This is a genomic window from Sulfurovum sp. TSL1 (assembly GCF_019972135.1).
Taxonomy (GTDB): Bacteria; Campylobacterota; Campylobacteria; order Campylobacterales; family Sulfurovaceae; genus Sulfurovum.
Genome location: NZ_BPFI01000001.1, coordinates 601,231 through 617,337, shown reverse-complemented (window position 1 = coordinate 617,337; position 16,107 = coordinate 601,231). Strand labels below are relative to the sequence as shown.

Annotated in this window: 18 protein-coding genes; 3 read left to right on the top strand and 15 right to left on the bottom strand. The window is 40.8% G+C overall.

Features of this window, described 5'->3' with window-relative positions:
- Positions 1-4: 4 nt before the first annotated feature.
- The 10 genes from crcB to LDM98_RS03065 form a co-directional block, all read right to left on the bottom strand.
- Positions 5-394, bottom strand: coding sequence for a fluoride efflux transporter CrcB (crcB, locus tag LDM98_RS03110; protein WP_223897881.1), 390 nt, complete (start codon positions 392-394; stop codon positions 5-7).
- On the bottom strand, positions 360-1,070 hold the full coding sequence (locus tag LDM98_RS03105; RefSeq protein ID WP_223897880.1) for a 1-acyl-sn-glycerol-3-phosphate acyltransferase: 711 nt from the start codon (positions 1,068-1,070) through the stop codon (positions 360-362). The genes crcB and LDM98_RS03105 overlap by 35 nt, the downstream gene beginning before the upstream one ends.
- On the bottom strand, positions 1,048-2,091 hold the full coding sequence (locus LDM98_RS03100; protein WP_223897879.1) for a hypothetical protein: 1,044 nt from the start codon (positions 2,089-2,091) through the stop codon (positions 1,048-1,050). The genes LDM98_RS03105 and LDM98_RS03100 overlap by 23 nt, the downstream gene beginning before the upstream one ends.
- Positions 2,091-2,762: a phosphoribosylformylglycinamidine synthase subunit PurQ gene (gene purQ, locus LDM98_RS03095; RefSeq protein WP_223897878.1), complete on the bottom strand. Its 672-nt coding sequence runs from the start codon at positions 2,760-2,762 to the stop codon at positions 2,091-2,093. The genes LDM98_RS03100 and purQ overlap by 1 nt, the downstream gene beginning before the upstream one ends.
- 1 nt (position 2,763) lies before the next feature.
- Positions 2,764-3,003 carry a phosphoribosylformylglycinamidine synthase subunit PurS gene (gene purS / locus LDM98_RS03090; RefSeq protein ID WP_223897877.1) on the bottom strand — a complete coding sequence of 80 codons (240 nt, stop codon included), beginning with the start codon at positions 3,001-3,003 and terminating at the stop codon, positions 2,764-2,766.
- Between the two features lie 9 nt (positions 3,004-3,012).
- On the bottom strand, positions 3,013-3,726 hold the full coding sequence (gene purC / locus LDM98_RS03085; protein ID WP_223897876.1) for a phosphoribosylaminoimidazolesuccinocarboxamide synthase: 714 nt from the start codon (positions 3,724-3,726) through the stop codon (positions 3,013-3,015).
- Positions 3,726-5,084, bottom strand: coding sequence for a S41 family peptidase (locus LDM98_RS03080; RefSeq protein WP_223897875.1), 1,359 nt, complete (start codon positions 5,082-5,084; stop codon positions 3,726-3,728). The genes purC and LDM98_RS03080 overlap by 1 nt, the downstream gene beginning before the upstream one ends.
- 126 nt (positions 5,085-5,210) lie before the next feature.
- On the bottom strand, positions 5,211-7,151 hold the full coding sequence (locus LDM98_RS03075; protein ID WP_223897874.1) for a DUF3488 and transglutaminase-like domain-containing protein: 1,941 nt from the start codon (positions 7,149-7,151) through the stop codon (positions 5,211-5,213).
- Complete coding sequence (locus LDM98_RS03070) at positions 7,120-7,989, bottom strand: DUF58 domain-containing protein (protein WP_223897873.1); 870 nt, start codon at positions 7,987-7,989, stop codon at positions 7,120-7,122. The genes LDM98_RS03075 and LDM98_RS03070 overlap by 32 nt, the downstream gene beginning before the upstream one ends.
- Positions 7,955-8,878: a MoxR family ATPase gene (locus LDM98_RS03065; RefSeq protein ID WP_223897872.1), complete on the bottom strand. Its 924-nt coding sequence runs from the start codon at positions 8,876-8,878 to the stop codon at positions 7,955-7,957. The genes LDM98_RS03070 and LDM98_RS03065 overlap by 35 nt, the downstream gene beginning before the upstream one ends.
- Positions 8,879-9,112: 234 nt before the next feature.
- Between LDM98_RS03065 and LDM98_RS03060 the strand changes: the two genes are divergently transcribed.
- Positions 9,113-11,686, top strand: a complete 2,574-nt coding sequence (locus tag LDM98_RS03060; RefSeq protein WP_223897871.1) for an ATP-dependent Clp protease ATP-binding subunit — start codon at positions 9,113-9,115, stop codon at positions 11,684-11,686.
- Between the two features lie 80 nt (positions 11,687-11,766).
- Here the strand turns inward: LDM98_RS03060 and mltG are convergent, their stop codons facing one another.
- Positions 11,767-12,780 (bottom strand): endolytic transglycosylase MltG, encoded by a 1,014-nt coding sequence (gene mltG, locus LDM98_RS03055; protein ID WP_223897870.1) that lies wholly within the window; start codon positions 12,778-12,780, stop codon positions 11,767-11,769.
- Between the two features lie 138 nt (positions 12,781-12,918).
- Here mltG and LDM98_RS03050 point away from each other — a divergent pair, with 138 nt between their 5' ends.
- Complete coding sequence (locus tag LDM98_RS03050; protein WP_223897869.1) at positions 12,919-13,497, top strand: class I SAM-dependent methyltransferase; 579 nt, start codon at positions 12,919-12,921, stop codon at positions 13,495-13,497.
- Between the two features lie 11 nt (positions 13,498-13,508).
- Here LDM98_RS03050 and LDM98_RS03045 read toward each other — a convergent pair whose 3' ends face one another.
- From LDM98_RS03045 to LDM98_RS03035, 3 genes are read right to left on the bottom strand one after another with little or no spacing between them, the layout of a single operon-like run.
- On the bottom strand, positions 13,509-13,955 hold the full coding sequence (locus LDM98_RS03045) for a YaiI/YqxD family protein (RefSeq protein WP_223897868.1): 447 nt from the start codon (positions 13,953-13,955) through the stop codon (positions 13,509-13,511).
- On the bottom strand, positions 13,952-14,146 hold the full coding sequence (locus LDM98_RS03040; protein ID WP_223897867.1) for a YwbE family protein: 195 nt from the start codon (positions 14,144-14,146) through the stop codon (positions 13,952-13,954). The genes LDM98_RS03045 and LDM98_RS03040 overlap by 4 nt, the downstream gene beginning before the upstream one ends.
- A 3-nt stretch (positions 14,147-14,149) precedes the next feature.
- The gene (locus LDM98_RS03035) at positions 14,150-14,647 is read right to left on the bottom strand and encodes a hypothetical protein (RefSeq protein ID WP_223897866.1); all 498 of its coding nucleotides are present in this window, start codon (positions 14,645-14,647) and stop codon (positions 14,150-14,152) included.
- Positions 14,648-14,987: 340 nt separating this feature from the next.
- On the opposite strand from LDM98_RS03035, the gene LDM98_RS03030 reads away from it, so the two are divergent.
- Entirely contained in the window at positions 14,988-15,728 is a 741-nt protein-coding gene (locus LDM98_RS03030) for a hypothetical protein (RefSeq protein WP_223897865.1), read from the top strand.
- Between the two features lie 63 nt (positions 15,729-15,791).
- Here LDM98_RS03030 and LDM98_RS03025 read toward each other — a convergent pair whose 3' ends face one another.
- Positions 15,792-16,100, bottom strand: a complete 309-nt coding sequence (locus tag LDM98_RS03025; RefSeq protein ID WP_223897864.1) for a sulfite:cytochrome C oxidoreductase subunit B — start codon at positions 16,098-16,100, stop codon at positions 15,792-15,794.
- Between the last annotated feature and the right edge of the window lie 7 nt (positions 16,101-16,107).

Below are 16,107 nucleotides of genomic sequence, written 5' to 3'. Positions count from 1 at the left end.
TTTCCTATTTTGAAATTTGTAGTATGAGAAGGTACCCGATACCTGCAAGCAGTATGGTACCAAAAAGGTTAAGCGCCATGTTGGCAAAGGCATGTAGGTAATGTCCTGCTTCAAGTAAAAAGAAGCTCTCTATAGCGAAGGTAGAGTAGGTGGTCAATGCACCGAGTATACCTGTCACTAAAAACGTTTTTACATGAGGTGACAGTGAAGTGTTCATATGGAAATAAGCAAAAAGCATACCTATGATCATACTTCCTATGAAATTCACTGCCAATGTCCCTAAGGGAAGGGCATGTATAAAATGTTTATTGACCGCTCCGTTGATAAGGAGTCTCAGTGTTGCCCCTATGGCACCGCCGCTAGCGACTGCAATGATTGTTGCTATACTCATCATCAATAACCTTTTGCATGTTCTCTCTGAGTGTATCAAACCACTCTTTGTCATTACTCTCTACAGTAAAACTAGGTAAAAAAGTATATTTTACGGTGCCGCTGTGGGCTGTTCGGATATGTTCATTCAAGACCCATTTGCTGCCTGTAATAACGATGGGCTGTATACGTAACCCCAGCTTCTCGGCTATGAGCTTTGTGCCTTGTTTAAAAGGAAGTAAAGGCTGTTTGTCGGTTCTTGTACCTTCAGGGAATATCGCTACAGGACGATGATAGACCTCTTTGGACTCTTGTACATCTTTGATGAGTTTTATCAAACCGGCTTTATTTTGACGGTCAAGAGAGATCATCTCTCCGTGACGTAAAAGATTGCCGAACCAGGGTGTCTCAAAAAGCTCTTTCTTCGCAACCCAGCGCAGATGGTTGTTCTGTAAAGCTTCAAGACCGATGATATCGACGATCCCCTGGTGGTTCATGACATACATATCTGCACTGGCGTCCATCGTGCCTTCCTGGGCCAGTCTGCCACCCATCATAAAAAGCGTCAAACGGTTGATGTGATGTACAATGGTACTTTTGTACTTACCGAACAACATTAATGCAGGTATCATAAAAACAGCGGTATTAAAAGAGATGACAAACGCACCCCAGTAAAACCTAATGGTCGCAAAGATCTTCATTTTTGACCCATCCTATGATACCTTCTTTGTATTCCACTTTTTTAAAGCCTTCGCGTTCACTCAACAGCATAGTGTCAAGCTCCTGGTCTATCTTCGTACTGACAGTACTGGTCTGTGTCGGTAAAATATAAAGAGAGGCACCCTGTTTTACACATATTTTTTTATGGGGAATATAAAACGTCAGAAGGGTGATAAGAGAAACAACACCAAAAACAAGATAGAAGAAATCTCTTCTAAATAAAAACATGATAAAAAAGAAACCGACCAAAGACATGAATGTATACTTTTTCAGTTTTTCAAAGCTGTCTTCCTTAGGATTCAGGTCAGACTGAGTCGTCACCGAAGCATCCACCACTTCCACAGGAACTTCCAAAAATTCATACTGTCTTTTGATCGTGTTAAAATAGGTAAATTTAAGCAGTTTTTCTTCTACAGGAAGCACCACGTAAAATTCAGCCTCTACTTTTGCAAAATCACGTTTGACATTCTCTATGCCGGACTCCTTCACATTGTCCAGTTTCATATCTTCAAGGTTGGCTTCAAAGGCTTCTATGGAGAGAGTGACTATATGGCTTTTCTCATCATAGTTTGAGACTTGCGAATTTTTTACCTTCATATCGGCTGCAAGTACGTGACAGAACCCTTCATGTGGTTCAAGAGACTCTATACGGACCGTATTGGGTCCAAGTGAGTGCTCACCGCTTTCAGAAGAGATGAAGAGTCTGGGAATACGTATATCTGCATTTGAAGCTTTAAAATAGAAAGTATAGAAACTATCGGGACCATTGTGAATGGTAAGCGGTTCGTTGAAAAGAGGCTGTATTTTACTTGATCTGTCAAAAATGAATTGACGTTTACTTTCAGTTTCTTCACCGGGTGCGATAATGGTTACCGGGAAGAGTTGGTTTTCATATACCTTTTTGGGCATATAACTATATTTAAATTCGTTCTGTGCGCTGAGTTGGGCAGTATAGGTGAATAGCAGTGCTACAACGAGCCATACAGAACGAAAGTGTTGCATTATGCTTCAAAACCTTGAAGCATACGTATACCGTCTTCACTTCCAAGTATCGCTTCTAAAGCACGCTCAGGGTGAGGCATAAGACCAAATACATTTTTGGCTTCGTTACATACACCGGCAATAGAGGTCACAGAACCGTTGACCACTACAGGATTACCTTTTTCATCTGAATAACGAAGAAGTATCTGTCCGTTGCTTTCAAGCTTTTTAAATCCTTCCTCATCAATATAATAGTTTCCGTCGGCATGAGCGATAGGGATGTTCAACACTTCACCTTTCTCACATTTATTTAAAAATGCATTGTCATTGTTGATGACACAAAGCGATTGGTGTTTGGAGATGAAGTGAAGATTGTTGTTGCGTTTCAATGCACCAGGAAGCAGTCCCGCTTCTGTAAGGATCTGGAAACCATTACAGATACCAAGTACTTTACCACCGGCCTCTGCATACGCTGACACGGCTTTCATCACAGGTGAAAATCTGGCGATAGACCCTGAACGCAGATAATCACCGTAAGAGAATCCACCAGGTACAACTACAAGATCGATCTCTTCTGGAAGTTGTTCACTTTCATGCCATACCAGCTCTGTGGCATGTCCTAGCTTTTCAAAAGCATACTGCGTATCAAACTCGCAGTTTGTTCCCGGAAATCTTAATACTGCTACTTTCATATTAGTTTATCTCTATTGTATAGTCTTCAATGACAGTATTGGCAAGAAGTGTCTCACACATCTCTTTTACTTCAGTTTCAGCTGCCGCTCTATCTTCAGTGTCAAGTTGGATGATGATCTGTTTACCGATACGCACATCAGATACTCCGGCAAAACCTAAAGAGTCAAGCGCATGGTGCGCTGCTTTACCTTGTGGATCTAAAACACCCTCTTTTAAAAATACATTTACTACTGCTGTCATTACTATTCCTTATCTGTTTTTAATTCTGTCTAATACTTGTCTGTAGGCTTCAGTGAGTCCGCCTAAACCTTGTCTAAATCTGTCTTTGTCGAGTTTTTCGTCAGTATGGGTATCCCATAGTCTAAAGTTGTCCGGGCTGAGCTCATCGATAAGGATGATATTGCCATTTTTATCTCTACCGAATTCGATCTTGAAGTCTACCACTTTAATGTCAAGACCCGCATAGAATTCAACAAGCAGTGTATTGATCCTTCTTGCCATGAAACGGATATAATCAAGTTCGGACGCATCATTGACCAAATTCAAAATAAGACAGTGTTGGTCGTTTAATTTAGGATCTCCAAGAGCATCATTCTTATAGTCAAATTCAACCAGCGTGAAAGGAAGTACTGTTTTGTCTTTAATGCCAAGGTTCTTACTGAGACTTCCTGTAGCAATATTTCTTACGATCACTTCGATCTTGATCACTTCGGCAGCCTTATGCAGCATGTTATTCTCATCGATCGTATCTACATAGTGGGTAGGGATACCTTTTTCATCCAGATATTTGAAGAGTTCTGTTGATATTTGGTTGTTAAGGGCACCTTTGCCTTCTTCTGATGATTTTTTTTCACCATTAAATGCAGTCAGGCTATCTTTAAACTCAGAGATAAGAAGATTGTCATCTTCTGTTTTCCAGATTTTCTTTGCCTTACCTTCATACAAAAGTTCAGTCTTTGGCATTATATTTTTCCTTTATTTGTGATAATCAAAGCTTTCAAGATGTCTACAGCACTTTTAAGTTGCAGATCATTATAGACCTGATCTTCAGTGATGATCGTATCATCTATCTCGGTTGCATTGTTTTCTGTATTTTCCTTGTCTGTCGATGACTTGGTCGTGTCATGGTCTATCTTGGCGAGCTCGTTCTGTAAGTGCTTTTTGAGATCTTTTTCTTTCAGCATGACAGCATCTTCTATGAAATCAATTTTCCCAAGCGGTACAGTAATGTCAGGGGTAACACCCACTGCTTGTATGGTACGTCCGCTTGGAAGATAGTAACGTGCAACAGTAAGCTTTAAAGCCTCATCCTCACCTACAGGCATAACTACTTGTACAGAGCCTTTTCCAAATGTCTTTTCTCCCACAAGCACAGAACGGTTAAGATCCTGAAGTGCCCCAGATACGATCTCGGAAGCAGATGCAGATCCTCCATTGATAAGAATGACCAGTGGTGTCTCTTTATCTGTACCTTGTTTGGTTGCTTTATACTCTATATTTTCGCTGGTCACTTTTCCTTTTTGACTGACGATAACGCCCTCATCAACAAAAAGGTCTGCAAGTCCGACAGCCTGGTCAAGAAGACCACCGGGATTATTTCTTAGATCCAGGATGATACCCTTGGTATTTTTGTGTGTATTGATAGCGTCTTTCACACCCTCAACCACTTTCTGATCAAAAGAAGTGACATGAAGATAGAGTATATTATCTTCTATGGTCTTTGCATAAACAGACTGAATTTTAATGATATCTCTGGTGATCTTCACTTCGAGAGGTTTGGTTTCCCCTTTACGGATGATCGTTAAGACCAAAGAGGTTTTAGGCTTCCCTCTCATCAGTTTTACAGACTCATCGATACTCATGCCGATAGTTGCTGTGTCATTGATCTTCAAAATAATATCACCGGCTTTGATCCCCGCTTTATCTGCAGGTGTGTCACTGATAGGGGCGATCACGGTCAGTGCACCGTCTTTCATACCTATGGAGATCCCTAGACCACCAAATTCACCTTTTGTCTGTACGGAGAGGTCTTTGAACTCTTTGGTATCCATGAAAGAAGAGTGGGAATCGAGATTGACCATCAGTCCTTTGAGTGCTTTATCTACAAGGTCTGTTGTATTGACATCATCTACATATTGACTCTCAATGACATTAAGAATTTGTGTAAACTTGATGTAGGCCTCGAGCTTTTCTTTTGCTGTAGAGGGTGCATGTGTTTTTGCAGCAGTATCTTTGGCTTGAGCAAATGATCCGAACATGTATGCCACACTTAAAGTGGTTACAAGTCCCGCAACAATAACTTTTTTGCTTTTCTTAATCATTAAGGTCGTGTCTCCCTATGAGAATTGGTTTATAATTTTATTTAAAAACATCTAAGAGGTTGCTTTGAACGCTCTGTATTACTATACATAAGGAAGGTTAACCATTTTTAAAAGTGGTATGACCAACTAAGGAGATACACTCTTCTTGACCACACGTTTCAATTGTTTCAGTGCAGCGGCTGAAGTGTCACCTCCATAAGAGATGGCTTCATAATATCTATCCACCTCTTTTAGTGCACTATTGTCCGGATGATCTTTCATATATCTCAAGAAGTATTGGTGCATGGTTTCATTTTTTTCTCTGATATACCCTTCTTTTTTGAGCTTCTTTACAAGTGGTTCAATGATACAAAGTATTTTATGTGTACAGCGGGGACGGCGGAAATACACAGTGATGCTGAAAGTGATCAAAACCAGGGCCAGCAAAGAGAGTACAAAAAGTAAGACAAATCTTGGATTATCTTTGGCGTATTGGATCAGTTGAAGTTGACGGATATGACTGTAGTAGAGTATCCATGTCTCTACCTGATATTTGACATACATGAGATAGAGATTCGCACTTTCCATGAATGTCTTATTTTTTTCACGGGTATTCGTACCTAATAGTTGGGCTGATTCCACATCTATCGATGATGCGGTACTGGTCGTTTCAAATCTCACCCAGTGCCCATCGAGATAAAGTTCAGCCCAGGCATGAGCATCACGTTCTTTGACAGGAAGATAGTTCTTCAGGCTGTTGGCTTTGTCTGCTCTATATCCTGTAACGATCCGGGAAGGTATGCCTGACATACGGGCCATGGTTACGAAAGAAGATGCAAAATGTACACAGTAGCCCAAACGCTGGTCAAATAAAAAACTGTCTGCTGTGTTATTGATATCAAGTGCCTTGGGTTTTAAACTGTAGGTCAATGACTGTTTTTGAAAAAACTTTACAAGAGCAGAAGCTCGTTTTTCAGGATCTTCAAATCGTTTTTTTATTTTTTGTGCTTCCTGGTACGTTCTGGGATTGCGTGTTGGATCAAAATGTGTTGAGGCATCAAGCGTAACTTGATCTAAATTATCATGCAATGTAGGACTTAATGCAGAACGTGCAGCATAATGCAGTGGGGATTTGATAGGCTTTTCAACGGTACTTATGAGATCTCTGTCCATCTCCGAATCGTTGACTGCACGTACTGGCATATCTAACAGATAGATCCAGTGTTTTTGTGTAGGATATAAAGTCACTTTATAGTCTACTGTTTCTCCCTCTATAGGATCATCGGTTCTGTTTTCCCTTTTGATATAGGAGGGAAGTGGTTCCCAATGGTCTTTTTTATCCACATAAAGCATACTTCCTCTGAAATAGAGTTTGTCAGACGAGGGGATCTCTTTATCAAAACCCACTTCCATGACGATACGGTCTGAAGGGACCAGCAGAGCCTTGGAATCCAGGAACATGGTGCCGTCATGTCCCATACGCTGTATATTTTCACCTTTAAATCCATAGTCTGCATGATCAAATGAGATACGAGGAAAGAAGATAAAAAGTACAACCACCCAGGGTAGAGAATACATGAACATGACCATGCCTGCACGGAAGCTCTCTATCATATCGCCATCCATTCGTTGTGCCAGCAGCAGCCAAAGTAGAAAGAAGATTTCAACGATGACATAGGAGAGCATGAGAATGCTATGAAAGAAAAACAAGGACAAAGCCAGGAACAACATAGGGGAGAGGAGCAGGTAAAAGTTGATCTCTCTTGTCAGTCTTTGCATGGAAACCACGATGATCAAGACATAAACGAGTAACTCGAGAAAAAGTTTTAACCGTGAAAGGCCCCTGAATGAGAAGAGACCATACAATGACAGGTAGAGTGCTAAAACTCCCATCAAAAAGACAAAAAGTATTAGATATTTATCTGCAGGTGTTTTCTTGAAGAAGAGCAACAACAGCACCATGAAAGAGAAGAGCAACATCGGTATTTTGAGTATAAGCATCAACGGCAACAGCACGATGATGTAGGCAGTGTCTAAAAGCGCTAAAGAGGAGAGTTTAGTATCTTGCAAGTGTTTCAAGGATAACATCTGTACGCTCCTTTGTTGAATGTAAGACTCTGTTTGGCATCTGTATCATGAAAGGCAGGTTCTGTTTTTCACACTCGAGTACCCATAAACAGAGCTGTGATAAACGCGATTCATCATTGACTGCAGCTGTGTAAAAATTGAAAACCAGTTTGGGTGTCTGTGTCTCTTTACTGAAGACCTTGACCGATATCTCGCCTTTTGCCACCGATGCCCAGTGGATATGGGAAAGTTTCTGTGACCCATCATAGACACGCAATCCGTCAAACTCCTTCTCTTCCCCGTAAAAGTTCTCTTCCTGTTGTAAAAAGGAATGCAGGGAGATGCCTTTGGGCTCAGGATAGACTATGGCGTTATACGCATCCTTTATTTTCATGACCAAACGTACTGTAGAGAGAGGATACTTACTTTCCAGGTAACAGCCTTTATGGGTGAAAGTGCCGCGTTTATCGGGTAGTACGGGCAGCTGCACGATCGTTGATGTGTCACCCTTAAGCGGCCCCAATGGTATAGAAGTATTTTCATGGCGGAGGATGACAGACCATGATGTGTTCGCTGAATTATTCTGTATCTGCATAGAAAGATGACCTTCCTGATGTGCAAACAGACGTCCTGAACGTATATAAGAGGCTTCAAGGTGCCCAAGATTTAAAATGCCTATGGGTCCTGCGGAAAATGCAAGAGAAAATACAAAGAAAAGCGTAATATATACGAGATTGAAATCATGCATATAGGCTTCTAAAAAAAGCCCGAAAAGCAAAACCACTACAACGATACTGTATCGTGTAGCATGCTGGTCTATGCGTTTATATATCTGAGCGAACGTGCGTAAAGATTTCATGATGGATACGTTTGGCTGTGGTGGGACCTTCTTTAAACTGCAGGCGGTGTGAGCAGACGACAGAAGTGACCGCCTGAAGGTCATCAGCTGTTGCGTAAGTACGGCCCTGCAGCATGGCCCAGGATTTGGCCATGGCGGTCAAAGACAATGCCCCACGTGTAGAAAGTCCATACTCGAACAGTCCACTCTCTCTCGTATAAGCGATGATCTCCTGAAGAAAATCAAGCAGGGTTTCACTCAGTGTGACCTCCGAAGCCTGTTTCATGTAACCTTCTATCTTCTGGGGTGTCAATAGGGAATCTGATAGAGTGGAACTGTGTCCTCTTTCACCTTTAAGGATCTCTCTTTCTGAGTCTCTGTCAGGATAGCCAATGCCGAATGAGCACATAAAACGATCCAGTTGGGAGGTCGGTAAAGGAAAAGTACCTGCCTCCTCATGAGGATTTTGAGTGCCAATAACAAAGAAAGGCATGGGCAGTGCATGAAGTGTTCCGTCTATACTGATGGACCCTTCTTCCATAGCCTGAAGCAGGGCAGACTGTGTTTTAGGCATGGAACGGTTGATCTCATCAGCCAAAAGAAAAGAGGTAAAGATAGGCCCTTTTTTAAAGATAAAAGCACCTTCTTTCTGGTTGTAGTAGTTGACCCCGAGTATGTCCGAAGGGAGCATATCAGAGGTGAACTGTATACGTCCAAAGTCAAGTCCCAGGACCTGGGATAGATGTTTTGCCAACGTGGTTTTACCCACACCGGGGATATCTTCCAAAAGGAGATGCCCGCCTGCAAAAAAAGTCGCCAAGGATAAAGCGATCGTCTCTTTTTTACCCACTAAGTGGGATTCTATAGCATCAATGAGAACGGTAAATTCTGAAGCAATTGTGTAATTCATAGGGATATCATAACGTAATTTACTTTGAAAAAATTTCTGAAATATCAGAATTCCTATAGATCGATCTCAAATTGTTGCAACATGTTTGCACATACACTACACGGGAAACATGTATCTTATAATGATAAATCCTATAGATAACACTATATAAATCATTTTATTAAATAAACTTGACAAGAAGTGACTAAAGGTTGTATAATAATTCAAATTTAAATCATTTTAAGGAGTTATTCTATGAGTATACTGGAAAAATTAACCAACCAAATGCAAGGTACAATAGAATCGGGAGTATCATTAGCACTACATAATAAAAACCAGGAAGTTCAACCTATACATTTGTTATGGGCACTGCTTACGAATTCAGGGTCTATTTTACACCAGGCGCTTAATAAAATGAATGTTGATAAGGCAGCCATTGAATTAGAGACAAAAAGCATAGCCAACAAATTGCCAACAGTCTCTTCAGTGACCAAAGAGAACATTAAACTTTCACAAAACCTGGTACGTACTTTACAAAATGCAGAAGGTGTAATGACTGCGAACGGTGACCAGTATCTTGCTGTAGATGCATGGCTTATGGCAAATGTAGGAGAGAGTTTTATCCGTGATACCATGTCAAAATATCTTGATATCTCTGAATTTGAAAAGACTTTAGAAAGTATAAGAGGGGGTAAACAGATAGACTCTCAAAGTGGCGATGAAACCCTTGAAGCACTTGCTCAGTATGGTATAGATCTGAACCAAAAGGCACTGGATGGTCAACTTGATCCTGTGATTGGTAGAGATGAAGAAGTACAGCGCATGATGCAGATACTCATACGTAAAACGAAAAATAACCCTATTCTTATAGGGGAACCGGGTACAGGTAAAACGGCTATCGTAGAAGGATTGGCACAAAGGATCGTCAATAAAGAAGTACCGCTTAGTCTTCAAAATATGCGTGTCATTTCATTAGACATGAGTAGACTCATAGCGGGAGCAAAGTATAGAGGTGAGTTCGAGGACAGGCTCAAAGCCATTGTGGATGAAGTCAAAGAGGCAGCCAATGTCATCTTGTTCATCGATGAGATCCATACGATCGTTGGTGCGGGAGCAAGTGAAGGAAGTATGGATGCTGCAAACATCCTCAAACCGGCCCTTGCACGTGGTGAGCTTCATACGATCGGTGCAACCACACTTAAAGAGTATAGAAAGTATTTTGAAAAAGATACGGCACTGCAAAGACGTTTCCAGCCGGTAAAAGTCGATGAACCTAGCATCAATGAAGCATTACAGATCCTTAGAGGTATCAAAGACAAGCTGGAAGCACACCATAATGTCAATATCACAGACGCTGCTTTGGTTGCCTCAGCAAAACTGAGTGACCGTTACATTACAGATAGGTTCTTGCCGGATAAAGCGATAGACCTGATAGATGAAGCAGCAGCTGAACTCAAGATGCAGATCGAATCGGAACCTACAGACCTTTCAAAGTCCAAACGTGAGATATCGACGCTTCAGGTTGAAAAAGAAGCGCTTAAAATGGAGGAGAGCGATAAAAACACTGCCCGTCTGCAAGAGATAGAAAAAGAGTTGGCAGATCTGGAAGAGAAACGTGTATCGCTCCAGAATCAATTTGACAATGAAAAAAATGTCTTCAATGAGATCGCTGAGATAAAATCAAATATCGATTCGCTTAAAACGCAGGCAGAACATGTAAAAAGAGAAGGTGACTTCAACAAAGCTGCAGAAATCGAATATGGTCAGATCCCTGCACAAAAAGAGAAGTTAAAAGGTCTTGAAGAGAAGTGGACGCAGATGATGTCTGAAGGTACACTGCTTAAAAACTCTGTGGATGAAGAGATGATCGCCAGCATTGTAAGCCGTTGGACAGGTATCTCGGTCAGCAAGATGCTGCAGGGTGAAAAAGAGAAGATCCTTGCGATAGAAAGTATTCTCAAAGAAGAGGTGGTAGGGCAGGAAGAGGCACTCAAAGCTGTCGCACGTGCCATTAAACGTAATAAAGCAGGGCTGAGTGATATTAACCGACCTATCGGTAGTTTCATGTTCCTTGGACCAACAGGTGTAGGTAAAACGCAGGTCGCTAAAACGCTTGCAAAATTCCTGTTTGACTCAGAGAAGTCATTGATCCGTATCGATATGAGTGAATATATGGAGAAGCATGCTGCCAGCAGACTTGTGGGTGCACCTCCAGGATATGTGGGTTATGAAGAGGGTGGACAGCTGACCGAAGCAGTCAGAAGAAAACCTTACTCGGTAGTCCTCTTTGATGAGATAGAAAAGGCGCATCCGGATGTCTTCAATACACTCTTGCAGGTACTCGATGACGGACGTTTGACAGACAACAAAGGTGTTACAGTCGACTTCAAGAATACGATCATCATTATGACATCTAACATTGCATCTGACAAGATCATGACGATCACAGATAAGGAAGAGAGAAGGGCAGCGGTAAATGATGAACTGAAAAGAAACTTCAAGCCGGAGTTCCTTAACCGTCTGGATGATCAGGTGATCTTTAATCCATTGGATCTTGATGCGATCACGAGCATTGTGGATATTTTATTTAAAGGTATCCAAAGTAAACTTGCAGAACGTGATATAACCATCACACTGACAGATAATGCCAAAGCATATATTGCCGAAGCCGGTTTTGACCCTGTCTATGGTGCCCGTCCGTTAAAAAGAGCGCTCTATGAAGTGGTAGAGGACAGACTTGCAGAACTGATACTTGAAGATAAAGTGGTTGAAGGTTCATCTGTAAGCTTTGATGTTGCCGATGGTGAGATAGTCGTTCATATCTCTTAATCCACTTCAAGAAAGATTTTTTGGGTTATACCTTTGCATAGGTATGGCCCTTCTGATGATCGGCAGCCATCATACTATATTCAGAGCCTGGCTTTAAACTCTGTTTCTTTCTCCTTTTCCCTCTCTTTTTGATACTTTCTAAAGGCCCTGATATTTTCTAAATGCTCGTCGTAGGTCACCGTAAAGTTATGTGAGCCATCTTCATTTAACATAAAGAAAATATAGTCACTTTCTTTTGGTTTCATCGAAGCTTTCAGTGCGTCTAAAGTGACCGTGCTGAGGGGGTATGGCGGTAAGCCTTTATGTTTGTATGTATTATAGGCACTCTCATCACTTTTGATGCGTTCTGGGGTAACGATAGTATGTGCATAAGGGCCATAGTTAAGCGTACCATCCATTTGTAACCTCATACCTCTTGCAAGACGGTTATAGATCACTGAAGAGATCAGTGGCATCTCTTCTATGGAATTGCTCTCTTTTTGTATGATAGACGCGATGATATGGACAATTCTCAGTTCCATCAGTTCTGGTGTTGTTGTAAAATATTCTTCTACAAAGGTGTTTAATTTTTGTCTGGATTTATAGAAAATATATTGCATCGTTGTATTTTCATCTGCTTGACGTGCAAGGGTGTAACGTTGAGCCAGTATATCTGCTTCTTTAAAACGGGCAAGTCTATGGTAGGTGTTTAAAAGTTTTTCCTGATCCAGTTTCATATCATTGGCAAGACGTGCAATAAGTTCCTCCTTCGTATCACCTGCATAGACCACCACATCCATCAGTTCATCTGTTTTTTGTTGATAAAGATGTTGAAAAAATAAAAGTCGCCCCTGTTCAGCAGGTGCAACACTGTACCATCCAACCTCGGGTGTTTTTCTGAGCTTTAACATCAGTTTATCTATCCAGGTGACTTCATACCCGTTGGTTTTAAGTGTGTTGACTACGTCATCTATGTTTGACGAGGAGATATAGAACGTTTTGGTCCCTTCATTGACCGGAATGAAATTATAGGTAAGAGGAACCAGTAATAGCAGCATGTAAAGTTTAAAATAAAGAACAAAATTTCTGTATAGATCTGAAAGTATCTTTTTCATAAATGAATACCTATGACTTTATAGTTGTTTTTATTTGACCATTATAACAAAGTTGTATAATTTGGTATGGATATATGTCAAATTGTCATAGATATGAGTTTTATAGAGATGAAAAGTACCTAAAAAGGAGAGATATCCATGATTCCGTTTAATCATTTGGGTTGGATATTTAAATTCATCGGACCAGCTATTTATCCACCTAAAGTACGAGAGTCTCTTTGCAGTTTTTTAATACCGCTTTCAGAATCTGCATCGGTGTTGGACCTTGGTGCAGGCACCGGCATCATGAGTGAGTTTGCCTATGCATGTAGAAAGGATCTTCAATTTACAGCGGTTGATCCTGCCGAGGGTATGTTGAAATATACTGCTGAATATATACAAACACATCAAGGCCATGCAGAAACACTGCCTTTTGAAGAAAATAGTTTTGAAGCGATACTCATCGGTGAAGCACTGCATCATTTCAGTGATATTGAAACATCGATAGAAGAGATCGTACGTGTACTTAAGAAAGAGGGAAAACTCTTTATCTATGATTTTGATTCCAGTACCTTTATGGGCAAACTGATCTGCAGGGTAGAAAAAATACTGGGTGAACCCGGAAACTTTTTCACACCCGGTGTATTAGAAGAGATACTTAAAAGTCATGGTTTCTCAGTAGCTATATCTCAGTACGGCTGGCGTTATACTATTGATGCACAATTGAAACCATCATAAAAGTATAGAGCCTATACATATTTGGCTAAAAAGGCATTGAGCTGATTTGCAAAGGCATGGGCGTCTTTTGGTCCAAATGCCTTGGGTCCCCCTGTCATCTCGCCGCTCTCTCTAATGCTTTCCATGAGGTTTCTCATGGCCAGGTATTGTTTAATGTTATCTACACTGTAGAGTTCACCTCTATGGTCTATAGCATGGGCATCTTTACTTATGATCCTGTCTGCGAGCGGTATGTCTGCAGTGATGACAAGATCACCCGCCTCGCATAACGCTACGATATGATGATCCGCCTCATCGGCACCCTGATCTACGATGATGGTTTCGATGTGTTTTGATTGACCGATATGGATCTTTTTATTGGCTATGACCTTGGTGGTTAGGGCCAGACGTTCTATACTCCGTAGGACGATGGGTTTAAGAAGATTTGGAAAAGCATCACCATCGATGAAGAGGGTCATAGGATCTCTTTGACTCTACCGACTTCACCGGTATTTAAACGTACTTTGATACCATGGGGATGGGTAGGGGAATTGGTGAGGATCTTCTGTACTTTTCCATAGGTGAGTTTTCCTGTTCCCTGATCCTCTTTTAGTACCACAGCGACATCCAAACCATATTTGATATTTGCCCTTTTTTGACCGCCTGTCATTTGTTAACCCTTTGGTTCGTAGTTTAGTATTTTTTTGACTGTCTCTACTGAACAAAAGAAGAGTGCATCAAACAGTGGGTTTAATTTTGTTTTATTCTCATCTATCGTATCAAAAGGCTGAAAGAAAAAACCCGGTCCATCTTCTTTATGGGCAGGTGTTACATGAAAAACAATAGGTTTTAAAGTACGTACGACATTCAGTATTTTTTTATAGTTCTTCTCATCAGGAGCTGGCAGAAAATTGTCTTGGGCACTCTCATTTACACGTGCTTTAAGCAAGAGTTGAAGCTTGTCATTAAAGATGACCTTGTTCCATTTTATCGTCCCCAGCTCCATATCAAATTGGCTGTTGCCTGCCGTAAGGGGATGGGGTTTTGTCTCACGTATGGCTTCCAGGAGATGAAGAAAAAAGTTCTTTCCTCCAAAGTTTTTCGCACACTGTAAAAGCTGTTCATGATAAAGTTTTTTTTCATCATCTGTTAAAGCGTTGAAGTCACACATAGCATTACCTTCTATTTTTATGCAATTATACCCGAATTTAGCGTTTCACTATATTATACGTTCCGCAGATGCGGTGGGTGCCCTTGACATTTACTGCACTACAATGGAAGATGCGAGTCTTCGTATTCCATAAAACTATCACACAGGATGTACATAGATGGACACACCGTTGCTACATGCATGGTCAGCAGTTAGAAAAGAAAAAAAGATGCAGGGCTTTCATCGGACGAAAGAGCAAAGGCCGGATTCCTTCAGAATTTAATGAAGAGATTTTAGATTTTTCATCTACACAATAGTTACACTTTTATATTCTATGATACAATAAAATGAAAGGATTACCATGTTAAGTAAAACACAATATTTAGGGCTAGTTACGGTAGCGTCTTCAACATTGTTCTTCTCCGGATGTACAACCTATAACTCAGGTTACTATGATACCGGCTATTACGACCCGGTTCCCTACTCTAGTGTTAGAGTGTCTCTTTCTAGCTATAGTTATCCATATTATTATGGTGTACCATACTACTATTTCAATGGTATCTACTATTACGGTGGATATTACAAAGATGGGTATTACTATTATGGAAATAGAAAATTCCGTCATGGACACTATTATCGCAATAAGTATCGTTTCTACAATGGACGCCGTTATCGTGCAGTAGAGGGTAAGTATGGATATTATAGAAGTAAAGCTGCCTACCAAAGGTCAAGTCACTATAGAAACCGTGACCGTAACCGCAACACTAATAGAGAGTATACAAATAGAAGAATCAATGACAGAGATACTATAAGAACAACGACCAGAGTCAATCAAAATGGGGAGCGCGTTAGAGTGAAAACCAGGGTAAACCAGAATGGCGAACGTATGAGGGTAAAAACCAGAGTCAATCAGGATGGCGAACGCGTTAGAGTGAAAACCAGGGTAAACCAAAATGGTGAACGTGTGAAGGTAAAAACCAGAGTCAAACAGGATGGTGAACGCGTCAGGGTTAAGACAAGAGTGAACCAGGATGGAGAACGTGTCAGAACAAAAAACAGAACAAAAACTAATGAGTCGGAAAATAGGTCTAGAAGAGAGTAGCGTACTTAGAGATAATTCAGTATGTTAAGGTGTTCCACCTCTTAGCGAGGTGGAGAAATAAACTTATTTTAGTTTTCCGTTCCCGTAGTGTTCGAAAAAGTAGTTCGTAATGATTTCTGCATCTTTATCGGTGATCGGTGCTTTAAAGTGCACGATCATTTTATCCACTTTCCCACGCCAGAATGCTTTAGACTGTATTCCGCTATTGATCATGTATCCAAAAGAGTGACAAGTAAGACAATTAGCTTGTACCGCGTCAAAACCTTTACCCATTTTTATAGGAAAAGGTACATAAGGAACCTCTACTTTTTCTTTCACTTGAGCAAAAAGTGGTGTAGCAATAAGCATTGCTATTAATAATAATTTTTTCATGTCCAAT

Excerpts from the sequence above, each read along its gene's own strand:
- LDM98_RS03080 (WP_223897875.1), bottom strand. The coding sequence starts at position 5,084 with ATGATTAAGAAAAGCAAAAAAGTTATTGTTGCGGGACTTGTAACCACT.
- LDM98_RS03035 (WP_223897866.1), bottom strand. The coding sequence starts at position 14,647 with ATGTGTGACTTCAACGCTTTAACAGATGATGAAAAAAAACTTTATCAT.
- LDM98_RS03025 (WP_223897864.1), bottom strand. The coding sequence starts at position 16,100 with ATGAAAAAATTATTATTAATAGCAATGCTTATTGCTACACCACTTTTT.
- purC (WP_223897876.1), bottom strand. The coding sequence starts at position 3,726 with ATGCCAAAGACTGAACTTTTGTATGAAGGTAAGGCAAAGAAAATCTGG.
- LDM98_RS03065 (WP_223897872.1), bottom strand. The coding sequence starts at position 8,878 with ATGAATTACACAATTGCTTCAGAATTTACCGTTCTCATTGATGCTATA.
- LDM98_RS03050 (WP_223897869.1), top strand. The coding sequence starts at position 12,919 with ATGATTCCGTTTAATCATTTGGGTTGGATATTTAAATTCATCGGACCA.
- LDM98_RS03070 (WP_223897873.1), bottom strand. The coding sequence starts at position 7,989 with ATGAAATCTTTACGCACGTTCGCTCAGATATATAAACGCATAGACCAG.
- LDM98_RS03030 (WP_223897865.1), top strand. The coding sequence starts at position 14,988 with ATGTTAAGTAAAACACAATATTTAGGGCTAGTTACGGTAGCGTCTTCA.
- LDM98_RS03045 (WP_223897868.1), bottom strand. The coding sequence starts at position 13,955 with ATGACCCTCTTCATCGATGGTGATGCTTTTCCAAATCTTCTTAAACCC.
- LDM98_RS03105 (WP_223897880.1), bottom strand. The coding sequence starts at position 1,070 with ATGAAGATCTTTGCGACCATTAGGTTTTACTGGGGTGCGTTTGTCATC.
- crcB (WP_223897881.1), bottom strand. The coding sequence starts at position 394 with ATGATGAGTATAGCAACAATCATTGCAGTCGCTAGCGGCGGTGCCATA.
- LDM98_RS03040 (WP_223897867.1), bottom strand. The coding sequence starts at position 14,146 with ATGACAGGCGGTCAAAAAAGGGCAAATATCAAATATGGTTTGGATGTC.
- LDM98_RS03100 (WP_223897879.1), bottom strand. The coding sequence starts at position 2,091 with ATGCAACACTTTCGTTCTGTATGGCTCGTTGTAGCACTGCTATTCACC.
- purS (WP_223897877.1), bottom strand. The coding sequence starts at position 3,003 with ATGACAGCAGTAGTAAATGTATTTTTAAAAGAGGGTGTTTTAGATCCA.
- mltG (WP_223897870.1), bottom strand. The coding sequence starts at position 12,780 with ATGAAAAAGATACTTTCAGATCTATACAGAAATTTTGTTCTTTATTTT.
- purQ (WP_223897878.1), bottom strand. The coding sequence starts at position 2,762 with ATGAAAGTAGCAGTATTAAGATTTCCGGGAACAAACTGCGAGTTTGAT.
- LDM98_RS03060 (WP_223897871.1), top strand. The coding sequence starts at position 9,113 with ATGAGTATACTGGAAAAATTAACCAACCAAATGCAAGGTACAATAGAA.
- LDM98_RS03075 (WP_223897874.1), bottom strand. The coding sequence starts at position 7,151 with ATGTTATCCTTGAAACACTTGCAAGATACTAAACTCTCCTCTTTAGCG.